A 13,399-nucleotide genomic window follows, 5' to 3' on the forward strand; every position below is an offset into this window, starting at 1 on the left:
GTGTCAACCTGGAAACTGGCGATGCGCTGCGCGTGGTGCGCAGCATCTTTTTGTTTTCTCGTTGGAGCACTCGATGAACCACGTGCATTCCGGGGCACCGCAGCATCCGCATCACGAAGGCCACCGCGCGCCGCATGCGCACGCGCCTGCGCCCGCCGGCACCATCTACACCTGCCCGATGCATCCGGAGATCCGGCAGGACCATCCGGGCAGCTGCCCCAAGTGCGGCATGACGCTGGAGCCCGAGATGCCGACGCTCGACGAGGGCGAAGACCCCGAGCTGCGCGACTTCAAGCGCCGCTTCCTGTGGACGCTGCCGCTCACGCTCGCCGTGGCCGTGCTCGCAATGGCGGGGCACCGGCTGCAGTGGTTCGAGATGGCCACGCAGAGCTGGATCGAGCTGGTTCTTTCGCTGCCCATCGTGCTGTGGGCGGGATGGCCCTTCTTCAGGCGCGCCGTGCAATCGGTCGCCAACCGCAGCCCCAACATGTGGACGCTCATCGGCCTGGGCACCGCGGCGGCCTTCGCCTACAGCGTGGTGGCCACGGTGGCGCCGCGCGTGTTTCCCGACGCGTTCATGTCGATGGGCCGCGTGGCGGTGTACTTCGAGGCGGCCGCGGTGATCATCTCGCTCACGCTGCTCGGCCAGATCCTCGAACTCAAGGCGCGCTCGCAGACCTCGGCCGCGATCAAGTCGCTGCTGGGCCTTGCGCCCAAGACGGCGCGGCGCATCGGCGCCGATGGCACTGAAGAAGACGTCCCGATCGCCCACGTGCACGTCGGCGACAAACTGCGCGTGCGGCCCGGCGAAAAGGTGCCGGTGGACGGCGTGGTGGTCGAGGGCGCGAGCGCGGTCGACGAGTCCATGCTCACCGGCGAGCCGCTGCCGGTGACCAAGCGGGCGGGCGACAAGCTCATCGGCGCCACGCTCAACACGAGCGGCGCGCTGGTGATGCAGTCGGAAAAGGTCGGCTCGCAGACCGTGCTCGCGAGCATCGTGCAGATGGTGGCGCAGGCCCAGCGCTCCCGCGCGCCGATGCAGCGCATGGCCGACCACGTGGCCGGTTACTTCGTGATGGCCGTGATCGGCATCGCGCTGCTGACCTTCTTCGCGTGGGGATTCTTCGGGCCGGCGCCAAGCTGGACCCACGGCCTCATCAATGCGGTGGCGGTGCTCATCATCGCCTGTCCCTGCGCGCTCGGCCTGGCCACGCCGATGTCGATCATGGTGGCCACCGGCAAGGCCGCCACGCAGGGCGTGCTGTTCCGCGATGCGGCCGCCATCGAGAACTTCCGCAAGGTCGATGCGCTCATCGTCGACAAGACAGGCACGCTGACCGAAGGCAGGCCGAGCTTCGAACGCGCGGTGGCCTTGCCCGGCTTCACCGAGGACGATGTGCTGCGCCTCGCGGCAAGCCTGGACCAGGGCAGCGAGCATCCGCTGGCGCATGCCATCGTGCGTGCGGCGCGCGAGCGCAATCTCTCACTGGCCGCGGCCGACGAGTTCGAGTCCGCGAGCGGCATCGGCGTGAACGGCAGCGTCGGTGGCCAGCGGCTGGCGCTCGGCAACACCGCGCTGATGGATCAGCTTGGCGTGCCGGTCGACGCGCTCCGGCCGCAAGCCGAGGCGCTGCGCGCCGAAGGGGCCAGCGTGATGTTCCTGGCCGTCGACGGCAGGCTTGCCGGCCTGCTTGCCGTGTCCGATCCAATCAAGGCCACCACCGTGGAAGCGCTGGCGGCGCTCAAGGCATCGGGCATGCGCGTGATCATGGCCACGGGCGACGGCCTGACCACCGCGCGCGCCGTGGCCGCCAGGCTGGGCATCGACGAAGTGCACGGCGAAGTCAAGCCGGCCGACAAGCTGGCGCTGGTCGAGAAGCTGCAGCAAGAAGGCCGCATCGTCGCGATGGCCGGCGACGGCATCAACGATGCGCCCGCGCTCGCCAGGGCCGACGTCGGCGTGGCGATGGGCACCGGCACCGACGTGGCGATGAACAGCGCCCAGGTCACGCTGGTCAAGGGCGACCTGCGCGGCATTGCGCAGGCGCGCATCGTCTCCGAGAAGACCATCGCCAACATGAAGCAGAACCTGGGCTTCGCGTTCGTCTACAACGCGCTCGGCGTGCCGCTGGCCGCGGGCGTGCTGTTCCCGTTCACCGGCTGGCTGCTGTCGCCGATGATCGCGGCGCTGGCGATGAGCCTGAGCTCGGCGTCGGTCATCAGCAATGCATTGCGGCTGAGGGCAGAGGGCGCAGGCGGCAAGCCCGGCTGATCTTGCCGCGCCATCGGGCGCCGGGCCGGCAGCATTCGAATTCGGCCTACATACATCTGGCGCGGATTCATGCAAGTTGGACGGATGACACAGCCCATCGAACTCATCATCGAGGAGCCAGCCCTCGGTTCATTTGTCTGGCGCCTGCTCGAAACGGATGCGGAAGGAGCGAACCCCAAGGTGCTTCGCGACGCCTTCGATCCGGCGGACACCTATGAAGCCGCGCTGGCCGCGGGACAGCGCGCGCTCCACAGCGAGATTCGCCGGCGCGCGCCCAGCCAGCCCGCCAACCAGAGCGCCTGAGAGAAACCAGCCGCTGACGCGCGGCCCGCGGGCCGTTGCTACAAGTGCCTCGGCCGCGCAGGCTCGGAGATCTTTCCGAGCGGATCGGCCGCCGCACCGGCCTCGCCCTTGGCCGCCACGTCGCCCAGCGACAGGATGCCCACGAGGCGCTTGTCGCGGTCGACCACCGGAAGCCTGCGGATCTGCACCGCGCTCATCTGGCTGAGCGCTTCGTCGACGGTGTCGTCGGCATAGCACCAGTACGCGTCGGCGGTCATGATCTGCTTGACCGGCGAGGCGCCCAGATCGATCTCGCGGGCCACGCCGCGCACGGCGATGTCCCGGTCGGTCACCACGCCGACCAGCCGGTTGCCGTCGCAGACCGGCAGCACGCCCACCTCGAGCTCCTCGAGCGCCTTGGCCGCCTGCACGATGGTGTCGCCCGGTGCCACTGTGCGAACGCCGCGCGTCATCACTTCATGAACCTGAGTCATCGCATGTCCCTTCTGCAGCAGAGTCGGATCGCAGGTTCGCTGCAAGACCCAGCTTAGGCGGGCGGCGGGCGGGCCGTGTCGGCAGTCTCGGGGACCGCAAGTAAGCCATGTCGCACTTCGCGCAGCGAAGGGCCCGGCTGCGCACGGCGGGTACGTAAGATCGGCGTCCGCCGGTTTTCCACAACGACGACAAAGGAGATCTACAGATGCAGAACAAAGCCCTCGAGCCTCGCCGCCGCTTCCTGAAGAATGCCGCGGGCTCCGGACTGGCCGCCTTCGCCGGGCTGGCCGGCGCGCAGTCCTTCGACTTCAAGCCCAACCAGCGCTACCCGGACCCGTCGGTGCTGATCCTGGATCCGAGCTTTGCCAAGTACCGCATCTACAGCAGCACCGTCGAGCAGCTGGGCACCGGCATGCGCTGGGCCGAGGGGCCGGTGTACTTTCCGGAGGGCGGCTACCTGCTGTGCAGCGACATTCCGAACAACCGGCTCATGAAGTACGACGAGAAGACCGGCAAGTTCACGGTGCACAAGCAGAACGCCAACTATGCCAACGGCAACACGCGCGATCGCCAGGGCCGCCTCGTCACCTGCGAGCATTCGGTCACGCGCCGCGTGGTGCGCACCGAGAAGAACGGCCGCATGACCGTGCTGGCCGACAGCTACGAGGGCAAGAAGCTCAACGCGCCCAACGACGTGGTCGTGAAGTCGGACGACAGCGTGTGGTTCACCGACCCGACCTTCGGCATCAACGGCGAGTGGGAAGGATCGAAGGCCACGCCGGAGCAGGCCACCACCAACGTCTACCGCATCGCGAGCGACGGCAAGCTCAGCGCCGTCATCACCGATCTGGTGAACCCGAACGGGCTCGCGTTCTCGCCGGACGAGAAGAAGCTCTACGTGGTCGAGTGGAAGGGCACGCCCAACCGCAGCATCTGGAGCTACGACGTTGCAGCCGATGGCGCCAGCGTGTCGAACAAGACCAAGCTCATCGACGCGGACGGCCCCGGCGCGCTCGACGGATTCCGCGTCGACCGCGACGGCAACCTCTGGTGCGGATGGGGCTTCAACGGCGCATTCGCGCCCGAACCCACCGACGTCGGCGGCGGCCTGAAGGCCCACCTGCCGCTCGGAAAATCCGAAGAGATGGACGGCGTGAAGGTCTTCAACCGCGACGGCAAGCCGATCGGCTTCATCCGCCTTCCGGAACGCTGCGCCAACCTGGAGTTCGGCGGGCCCAAGCGCAACCGCCTCTACATGGCGAGCAGCCATTCGCTCTATGCGCTCTACGTGGAGGCGCACGGCGCGGTCTAGCGTGCGGGCCGGCCGGCCGCCGCGCTAGAGCTGCAGGTTGACCTGGACGCCCGGCGTGCCGGGTGCCGTCTGCGCGACCACGACGATGCGCTCCTCGAGCCGCTGGAAATGCAGGTCCACCCGCGCCTGGCCCACCCGCAGCCGCTGCACGTGCAGCTGGTCGATGTCGGCCGGCAGCCGCGGCTGCACGATCTTCACCTCGCGCCGGATGCCGTCCACCTGCAGGCCGAGGCAGGCCTGCAGCAGCATGAAGACCGAGCCGGCGGCCCAGGCCTGCGGCAGGCATGCCACCGGATAGGCCACGGGCGACTGGCCCGGCTCGCGGTCGAAGCCGCAGAACAGTTCCGGCAGCCGCATGCCGAAGTGCGTGGCCGACTCGAACAGGTTGTCCAGGATGCGCACCACGCCGTCGCGCTCGCCGTAGCGCGCGAGGCCGGCCGCGCACAGGGCCGCGTCGTGCGGCCACACCGATCCGTTGTGATAGGACATCGGATTGAACCGCACCGCCTCCGCCGGCAGGGTACGAACCCCCCAGCCCGATGCGAAGGCGGACGACAGCAGCTGGCGGCCCACGGCCTGGGCCCGCTCGGCGCTCGGCAGGCCGGCGAACAGCAGGTGGCCCGCATTGGAAGCACGCACGCGGCAAGGCTGGTTGGCGCCGTCGATGGCCAGCGCATAGAAGCCCAGGTCGTCGAGCCAGAACCGGCTCTCGACCGAAAGGCGCATGGCCGCCGCGCGCTGGCGCCAGCGGCTCGCGCCCGCATCGCCGCGCCACTCGGCCATCGCCGACATCGCGAGAAAGGCCGCATAGGCATAGCCCTGGACTTCCACCAGCGCGATCGGCCCTTCGGGTGTGCGGCCGTCGGCATGGAAGATGGAATCGTGGCTGTCCTTCCAGCCCTGGTTGACCAGGCCGCTGGCTTCACCGCGCTGGTAGGCGAGCAGGCCATCGGGATGGCGCGCCATGTTCCGCTCCATCCATTCGCAGGCCGCGCCGAGCGCGGGCCAGATGCGATCGATGGTGGCGCGGTCGCCGGTGCGCTGCGCATAGGCGCCGGCCAGCGCCACGAACAGCGGCGTGGTATCGACGCCGCCGTAGTACTGGCCGAAGGGCAGTTCGTCGACGGCGGCCATCTCGCCCTTGCGGGTCTCGTGCATGATCTTTCCGGGCTCCGCATCGCGGAAGCTCGAGGTCTGGTGCGCCTGCCGCGCCGCCAGGAATTCGAGCACGCCCTGCGCCAGCCTCGGATCGATCCACAGCGTCTGGAAGGCCGTGACGATCGCGTCGCGCCCGAACGGCGTCGAGAACCACGGGATCCCCGCATAGGGATAGGGGCCGGTGGGCAGATCGGTGGTGAGTAGCGCGAGGTCGGCGCGCGAGCGGTCGAGCCAGGCCTGGAACAGGCGCCCCGAGGCGTGCAGCCGCGAGCCGCGCCGCTGGCGCTGGCGCATGCGCCAGCGCGCGAGCACGCAGGCCTCGCGGAAGCGCTCGGCGCCGGGCCGCGCGGGCTCGGTGCCCACTTCCAGGTAGAGCGTCCAGTGGCCGCGCGCGGCCAGCGGCACGGCGAATTCCGCGGTGCCCGCGTCCAGGCGCTGCGGTGCCTCGGAAAAATCGATGCAGGCCAGCCGTGTGACCGTGTCCAGCCCCTGGTAGCGCAGCACCACGCCCTGCGCACCGACCTCGGGCGTGCCGATCTCGCCGCGCCGCGCGCGCCGCTGGCCGCGCACCTCGAACATGTCGCGGAAATCGGCGCCGAACTGCAGCGCGAGCGGCGCCTGCGCCGGCTGGTCGCCGTAGTTGACCAGCCGGATGCGCTCGAACAGCCGCGCACCCCAGAGAAAGCGCTTGCGCTCCATGTGGATCACGCCCTGCGGCATCGACGTCGACCCGAGCACCGGCAGCGGCCGGTTGGTGAGGTTGGCGGTGAAGAAGACGTTGTCGTGGCTCACGCCGCTCGACAACAGCGGCGGCCGCGCGCCAGCCAGCCTCAGCACGAAGGTCGACAGCATGCGCGTGTCGTCGTGGAACAGCCCGTCGACGCCGCCGCCCACGTCGCCGTGGCCGTCCATCACGAAGTAGGTGTCGCCCTCCTTGAGCACGAAGGCATGCTGCACCGCGCGCTCGGGCGCGGTCTCGGCCTGCTCGGTGGCGGGCACTTCGGCGCTCATGCTCATGCTCAGGCGGCCTCGCGGTAGAGAGGCTCTTGCAGCTCTTGCGGCTCCTGCGGCTCCTGCGGCAGGAGCTTGCCGCCGCCGGCCAGGCGCGCGTACTGCTCGACATAGGCGCTGGCCATGCCCTGCGCCGTGTAGCGCCGCTCGAAGGCCTGCCGCACGCGGCGGCGGTCGAGCCCGCCGATGGCATGCACCGCCTCGACGGCCTGCGCCTCGTCCTCGACGATGAGCCCGCTCACGCCGTGCTCGATCACCTCGGGCACCGAGCCGCAGCGCCAGCCGATCACCGGCGTGCCGCAGGCCATGGCCTCGATCATCACCAGGCCGAAGGGCTCGGGCCAGTCGATCGGAAAGAGCAGCGCCCGCGCACCGCCGAGGAAGGCGGCCTTGTCGGCGTCGCCGATCTCTCCGATGAACTCGACCAGCGGATCGTCCAGCAGCGGCTGGATCTTCTGCGCGAAGTAGGTCGCGTCCGCCGCGTCGACCTTGGCCGCGATTTTCAGCGGCAGCCCCGCGCGCCTGGCGATCTCGATGGCGCGGTCGGGCCGCTTCTCGGGCGAGATGCGGCCGAGGAAGGCCAGGTAGCCGCCGGGGTTTGGCTCGAAGGCATAGGGGGTCTCTTCGAGTCCGTGCGGAATGGTCGCGAGCCAGTTGGCAAAGGGCAGCGGCTTTCGCTGGTGCCGCGAGATGGAGACCAGCGGAAACTGGTTCCAGCGCATGTACGCGCCGGGCAGGTCCGCAATGTCCAGGCGCCCGTGCAGCGTGGTGAGCGTGCGGCCGGCCATGTCCTCGAAGAAGGGGAAGTGCAGCAGGTCGACGTGGAAATGCAGCACGTCGAACTCGTGCGCTCGTCGCCGCACCTCATGGAGCATGCAAAGGTGGCTGGCCAGGTCGGACTTCAGCGGCGCCGGGTCCAGCCGCAGGGCCTGGGCCCGCATGGGCGCCAGGCGGGCCCGGGTCTGCGTGTCCGCGGAGGCGAACAGCGTGACCTCGTGGCCCTGGTCCACCAGCGCATTGGCCAGGTGGGCAACGACCCGTTCGGTGCCGCCATAGAGCCGCGGCGGAACGGCTTCGTACAGGGGCGCGATCTGCGCGATCTTCATCGTCAAGACAATCTCCTCGCAAGGGAATGAATGAACAAGGAACAAGGCGAAGAATGGAGGCGGCGCAGCCTCCGTGCGCATATTTTGGGGTGGGCCCGACCGCTTTCAAGAGCCGCCTGCGCGGCCTGCGCCGCTTGCGCGCGGCGCGGGCTTGCTCTAGATTTTTCAGCTCGTGACAGGAGGTTTTTCGATGAACATTCTTGAAACCGTCGCGGACCAGTCGGATGCGATGCGGCTGCCGCTCTATGCGGTGACCGTGACCGCGGTGGCGCGCGAACAGGCGCCGGCGCTGCTGTCGCTGCACTGGCACGGTTTCTTCCGGCGGACACCGCTTCGCCTGCCGGGCGTGCCGCTGCCGGCGCGGCCGGTGCCGCAGTCGATGGCGCAGTTGGACGTGCCCGCGGGCCGGCTCGATGCGTTCGACGAGCTCGAGCGTTCGCTGCTCGAAGCCGCCTGGCAGCTCGGCGCCTGGGACGTGGAGCGGCTCGAGCGGCCCGCGTGGTGGCGCCTGGGCGCGCCGGCCACCGAAGTCAGCGATGGGCGGCGCGCCTTCGGCTACTACGACGACGACGCGCAGGACGGCGCGCACCTGATGGCCGATGCCCCCGACCGCGAAGAGCTGATGCGCCTGGCGGCGCACCGCGGCTACCTGCGCTGGCTGTTCCGTCCGCGCAAGCGCGGCATCTGGGCCGCGGTGCAGGAGCCGCAGGGCGGCGACGACACGCTCGACGACAGCGGCGGGCGCGCGCTGCCCTGCCCCGTCATGCCGCAGCCGCGGCAGGCCGATGCCGCGGCACGCCGCACCACCGTCTACCGGCTGGGCCGCAGCCACCGCCTCGTGCTGGGCGGGCCCTGAAAAAAATCGTCACAAAAAAATGCGCGCGGCAGGCCCTTGAAGCGCCGCGCGCGCGCCCATAGCTCTCGCGCGCCGGCCTCTTGCGGCCGGCAGCAACGTGAACCCACATGCGCCGGCCGCGTGCCGGCGCAGGTTCTCTTTTTGATGACCTGCATCGCTTAGGAGATCGAACATGAAACTTCATCCTCTGTACGACCGGGTGATCGTCAAGCGGATCGAACAGCAGCGCAAGACGGCTTCCGGCATCGTGATCCCCGACTCGGCCGCCGAGAAGCCCGAACAGGGCGAGGTGCTCTCGGTCGGCCAGGGCAAGCTGCTCGCCGACGGCACGCTGCGGCCCCTGCAGCTGAAGGCCGGAGACCAGGTGCTCTTCGGCAAGTACGCGGGACAGACGGTCAAGGTCGACGACGAGGAACTGCTGGTGCTGCGCGAGGACGACGTGCTCGCGACCATCGAGACCAGCGAGCGCGGCGGCCTCAAGCGCGTCGCCTGACGATGACGAAGAAGATGTCCCAGACCTGTTGAGAAAGGAGTGATGAAAAAATGACTGCCAAGGACGTCCGGTTCCACGACAACGCCCGCCAGCGCATCGTCGCGGGGGTGAACATCCTTGCCGATGCCGTGAAGGTCACGCTCGGTCCGAAGGGCCGCAACGTGCTGCTCGAACGCAGCTTCGGCGCACCCGCCATCACCAAGGACGGCGTGTCGGTGGCCAAGGAGATCGAACTGGCCGACAAGTTCGAGAACATGGGCGCACAGATCGTCAAGCAGGTGGCTTCCAAGACGGCCGACGTGGCCGGCGACGGCACCACCACCGCCACCGTGCTCGCGCAGGCCATCGTGCAGGAAGGCATGAAGCACGTGGCCTCGGGCATGAACCCGATGGACCTGAAGCGCGGCATCGACAAGGCCACGGCCGCGGTGATCGAGGAACTGCGCAAGCTCTCCAAGCCCATCTCCACCGGCAAGGAGATCGCGCAGGTGGCGGCGCTCTCGGCCAATGCCGACGAGTCCATCGGCAAGATCATTGCCGACGCGATGGAGAAGGTGGGCAAGGAAGGCGTGATCACGGTGGAAGACGGCAAGTCGCTCGAGAATGAACTCGACGTGGTCGAGGGCATGCAGTTCGACCGCGGCTACCTGAGCCCGTACTTCATCAACGACCCCGAGAAGCAGGTGGCGCACCTGGACGAGCCGCTGGTGCTGCTGCACGACAAGAAGATCTCCAGCATCCGCGAGTTGCTGCCGGTGCTCGAAGCGGCCGCCAAGGCCGGCAAGCCGCTGCTGATCGTGGCCGAGGAAGTCGAGGGCGAGGCGCTTGCCACGCTGGTGGTCAACTCCATGCGCGGCGTGCTCAAGGTGGCGGCCGTCAAGGCGCCGGGCTTCGGCGACCGCCGCAAGGCGATGCTCGAGGACATCGCGGTGCTCACGGGCGCGACGGTGATCTCCGAGGAAACCGGCAAGCAGCTCGACAAGGCAACGCTCGAGGACCTGGGCCGCGCCAAGCGCGTCGAGGTGCAGAAGGAGAACACCATCATCATCGACGGTGCGGGCGACCAGGCGCAGATCGATGCGCGCGTGAAGTCGATCCAGGCGCAGATCGAGCAGGCGACCAGCGACTACGACCGCGAGAAGCTGCAGGAGCGCGTGGCCAAGCTCGCGGGCGGCGTGGCGGTGATCCGCGTGGGCGCCGCGACCGAGGTCGAGATGAAGGAGAAGAAGGACCGCGTCGACGATGCGCTGCACGCCACGCGCGCGGCCGTCGAGGAAGGCATCGTGCCCGGTGGCGGCGTGGCGCTGCTGCGCGCACGCGCCGCGGTGTCTAAGCTCCAGGGCGCCAATGCCGACCAGGACGCGGGCATCCGCATCGCGCTGCGCGCGCTGGAGGCGCCGCTGCGTGCGATCGTCGAGAACGCGGGCGTCGAGCCCTCGGTGGTCGTGGCCAAGGTGCTCGAAGGCAAGGGCAATCATGGCTACGACGCGGCCACCGGCGAGTACGGCGACCTGGTGCAGCTCGGCGTGGTCGATCCGACCAAGGTCACGCGCACCGCGCTGCAGAACGCGGCGTCGATCGCGGGCCTGATCCTCACGACCGACGCGACGGTGGCCGAGCTGCCGAAGCCGGCCGAGAAGGCGCCCGCGATGCCGGCGGGCGGCATGGACTATTGAGCCCGGCCGATTCGCCATGAAGCAAGAAGCGGCGTCCCTCGCGGGGCGCCGCTTTTTTTGTCCTTCGCGCCGCGCGTCGAGCAAGCAGCCTTGGCGCAGTTGGCTCAATCGGCATGCCCGCCGCGGAGGCCGCGCCGCCTGCGCCAACGCGCCTGGACGGCGTAGAGTGCACGGTGGCTTCCGACCGGAGCCCCCGGGCGACATCCAGCAGCAGGATTCGAATGGATTTGCAGCAGCAACAACAGCATCACCTCGACGCCCTTCTCCTGGCTGCCCTGCGCACCGCGCCGCGCAGGTACCGCCTGCCGCCCCTGCCGGCCGATGCCGAGGCGGCCGTGGCGGGCGGCACCGATGCCACCCTCGCCTTTGCGATCGAGGCTGCGCGCACCGAGAAGGCTTCGCCCGCGGCGCTGCCCGGCCGGGACGGCATCCAGGCGCTTTTCACCCGCGCGCTGGCGCAACTGATCCGCGAGGCGCTCGCGCCCGAACGCGGCGACCCGGCATTTCAGGCCGCCATGCTGCAAGCGCAGGACGCGCAGGTGCATGAGCATGTGCAGCTGTCCCGGCAGCGCGCGGCCGATCTGCGCACCCTGAGGGTGGCCGTCGACGCCATCGCGCACCCCGGCAAGCTGCGGCACGAAGCGGCCGGCGCCGTGCGCGACGCGCTGGTCCGGCTGCACGGCCTTGCGGCAGCGGGCGCGTGGCCGGAGCTTGCGCAAGCCCTCGCACAGCCGCTCGCGCAGGAACTTCGCGGCACCGGAAACTTTGGCGCGCCGTTGGAAGCGATCCGCTCCAGCCCCGCACTGCAACGGCTGGTACGCGGCAGCGAACTGCTCCGGCGCGAGAGCGTGCAGCGCTACCAGGCGCTGTGCGAACGGCGCGGGCCACTCGCGGGCAGCGATGCCGCGGCCGCCGAAGGGCGCGCATCGGCACAGCAGGGCCGGATCGCCGAGCAGGCCGCGGTCGAGGCGTTCCGCGAGATCGCCGGCATGCTGAACCGCCATCGCAAGGGAGCCGCCACCTACCGCGTCGCACGCGGCCTTCGCACGCCGCGCGGGTTTCCGGGAGAAGCGAACAAGGCCAAGGAAGAATGGGATGCCGCCATCGTGCGCGGCGATGCGGGCGGCGCCGACCTCGTTCTCCTCGCCGAAACCAAGGCATCGCCGGCCGCCGCCACGTCCGACTTTCCGCGCCTGCTGCGCGGCCTGCGGCGCCTTGCGCAGGCCCGTGCCGAAGCGGTCTACGCCTTTGCATCGGCCGACGGCGAGCAGCGCATCGCCGGCGCATCGCTGCAGGGCCTGCGCCCGATCCGCCGCCTGTTGCCGCCCCACGTGATCTATTGCTGCTCGGCACCGCCCGAAGCCCTGCCGCAGCCGCTGGGCGCCGCAACCAAGGCCGTGCTGCTCGCCGAGCCCGCGAGCCTCGTCTTCGCGCAGCAGCTCGCGCGCGGCGAAGCGCCAACGCATGCCGCGCTGGCCCCGGTCTGGCACGCGCTGGCCACGGCACCGCGGCTGCAGGCCGCATTGCACCAGTACGAAACCGCGCAGAAGGCACGCGCGGCCATGCTGCATCCGGACGACCTGCTGGCGTCGGTGGCGCACTGCCTGCAGCGTTCCTACGCCTCCTGAGCGGCCAGTTCCTTCGCCACCGCGCGCCGGCCCTCGGGCGACAGCACATGCAGGGATCGCGCCGGAATCGCAAACTCCACGCCCAGGCGTGCGAACTCGCGCATCATCTGCAGGTTCAGGCGCTGCTGCTCGTCCATGTAGAGCCCGTAGTCCGGCGTGGTCACGAAGTACACCACCTCGAAGTCGAGCGAGCTTTCGCCGAAGGCCTGGAAGTGCACACGGTCCAGCCGCAGCGACGGCCGCGACTCGATCAACCGCCTCACGATGCCCGGTATGGCCTCCAGCTGTTCGGGTGTGCTGTGGTAGCTCACGCCAAACTTGAAGGCAATGCGGCGCTCGTCCATGCGGCGATAGTTCTTCACGGTCTGCTTGAGCAGGTCGGTGTTGCCGATCACGATCTGCTCGCCGCTCAGGCTGCGCAGCCGCGTGGTCTTGAGGCCCACGTGCTGCACCGTGCCCGAGAGATCGCCGATGCCGATCGCATCGCCCACCTCGAACGGCTTGTCGACCGCAATGGAGAGGGAGGCGAACAGGTCGCCCAGGATGTTCTGCATCGCAAGCGCGATCGCAATGCCGCCCACGCCAAGGCTGGCCACGAAGGCGGTGATGTTGACGCCCAGGTTCGACAGCACCGCCAGCAGGATCACCGCCCACAGCACGGTGCGCATCGACCACGACATCAGCATGGCCGACGCGCTGATCTGCGTCCTGCTCGCGGAGGAGTGGCGCTGCTCGTAGCGGCGCAGCCCGAAGCCGATGGCCCGGGTGAACCACAGGCCCGCCTGCAGCGCGAGCGCAATGAACCACAGCTGTCCGACGCGCTGGTTCCAGCGCTCGGGCAGGTCGAGCATGCCCACGCCGACCAGCAGCGCGGCCAGCACCAGGAACGCGTGATTGGTGCCGGCCAGCACCTCGACCACCGTGTCGTCGACGCGATTGCTGGTGTGCTGGGCGAGGCTGCGCACACGCCCGATCACGTAGCGCAGCACCAGCCGCATCGCCAGGTAGGCGGCAAGGGCTGCGGCCGCTGCAAGCGCCAGGTCGGGCACGGCCAGCCCCAGCAGCGTTGCATCGGCCAGCGCGTCAAGCGCTTCATTCATGCGCGGGCAG

11 protein-coding genes are annotated in these 13,399 nt (G+C 69.4%); 7 read left to right on the plus strand and 4 right to left on the minus strand.

Annotation, left to right across the window (positions count from 1 at the left end; translation table 11 throughout):
• Positions 1–73 precede the first annotated feature (73 nt).
• The gene (locus IB278_RS21715; protein ID WP_192325372.1) at positions 74–2,272 is read left to right on the plus strand and encodes a copper-transporting P-type ATPase; all 2,199 of its coding nucleotides are present in this window, start codon (positions 74–76) and stop codon (positions 2,270–2,272) included.
• 84 nt (positions 2,273–2,356) lie between these two features.
• Entirely contained in the window at positions 2,357–2,575 is a 219-nt protein-coding gene (locus IB278_RS21720) for a hypothetical protein (RefSeq protein WP_225613058.1), read from the plus strand.
• Positions 2,576–2,613: 38 nt separating this feature from the next.
• Here IB278_RS21720 and IB278_RS21725 read toward each other — a convergent pair whose 3' ends face one another.
• The gene (locus tag IB278_RS21725) at positions 2,614–3,048 is read right to left on the minus strand and encodes a CBS domain-containing protein (RefSeq protein WP_145742332.1); all 435 of its coding nucleotides are present in this window, start codon (positions 3,046–3,048) and stop codon (positions 2,614–2,616) included.
• 206 nt (positions 3,049–3,254) lie between these two features.
• Between IB278_RS21725 and IB278_RS21730 the strand changes: the two genes are divergently transcribed.
• A complete protein-coding gene (locus tag IB278_RS21730; protein ID WP_192325374.1) occupies positions 3,255–4,361 on the plus strand; it encodes an SMP-30/gluconolactonase/LRE family protein in 1,107 nt (368 codons plus the stop codon).
• A gap of 24 nt (positions 4,362–4,385) precedes the next feature.
• On the opposite strand, the gene IB278_RS21735 is transcribed toward IB278_RS21730, so the two are convergent.
• Together IB278_RS21735 and IB278_RS21740 are read right to left on the minus strand one after the other, a co-directional pair.
• Positions 4,386–6,536 (minus strand): amylo-alpha-1,6-glucosidase, encoded by a 2,151-nt coding sequence (locus IB278_RS21735; protein WP_145742336.1) that lies wholly within the window; start codon positions 6,534–6,536, stop codon positions 4,386–4,388.
• 2 nt (positions 6,537–6,538) lie between these two features.
• A complete protein-coding gene (locus IB278_RS21740) occupies positions 6,539–7,636 on the minus strand; it encodes a glycosyltransferase family 4 protein (protein ID WP_192325400.1) in 1,098 nt (365 codons plus the stop codon).
• Positions 7,637–7,826: 190 nt separating this feature from the next.
• Between IB278_RS21740 and IB278_RS21745 the strand changes: the two genes are divergently transcribed.
• From IB278_RS21745 to IB278_RS21760, 4 genes are all read left to right on the plus strand, one after another.
• The gene (locus IB278_RS21745; RefSeq protein ID WP_192325376.1) at positions 7,827–8,492 is read left to right on the plus strand and encodes a diguanylate cyclase; all 666 of its coding nucleotides are present in this window, start codon (positions 7,827–7,829) and stop codon (positions 8,490–8,492) included.
• Between the two features lie 172 nt (positions 8,493–8,664).
• Positions 8,665–8,985 (plus strand): co-chaperone GroES, encoded by a 321-nt coding sequence (gene groES, locus IB278_RS21750; protein ID WP_145742341.1) that lies wholly within the window; start codon positions 8,665–8,667, stop codon positions 8,983–8,985.
• 50 nt (positions 8,986–9,035) lie between these two features.
• The gene (groL, locus tag IB278_RS21755) at positions 9,036–10,661 is read left to right on the plus strand and encodes a chaperonin GroEL (protein ID WP_145742344.1); all 1,626 of its coding nucleotides are present in this window, start codon (positions 9,036–9,038) and stop codon (positions 10,659–10,661) included.
• A gap of 221 nt (positions 10,662–10,882) precedes the next feature.
• The gene (locus IB278_RS21760) at positions 10,883–12,289 is read left to right on the plus strand and encodes a hypothetical protein (protein WP_192325378.1); all 1,407 of its coding nucleotides are present in this window, start codon (positions 10,883–10,885) and stop codon (positions 12,287–12,289) included.
• Here IB278_RS21760 and IB278_RS21765 read toward each other — a convergent pair.
• On the minus strand, positions 12,277–13,389 hold the full coding sequence (locus tag IB278_RS21765) for a mechanosensitive ion channel family protein (protein ID WP_192325381.1): 1,113 nt from the start codon (positions 13,387–13,389) through the stop codon (positions 12,277–12,279). The two genes, IB278_RS21760 and IB278_RS21765, sit on opposite strands and share 13 nt — an antisense overlap.
• Between the last annotated feature and the right edge of the window lie 10 nt (positions 13,390–13,399).

Origin of the sequence: Variovorax sp. VRV01 (genome assembly GCF_014852545.1) — a bacterium.
Classification (GTDB): domain Bacteria; phylum Pseudomonadota; class Gammaproteobacteria; order Burkholderiales; family Burkholderiaceae_C; genus Variovorax; species Variovorax beijingensis_A.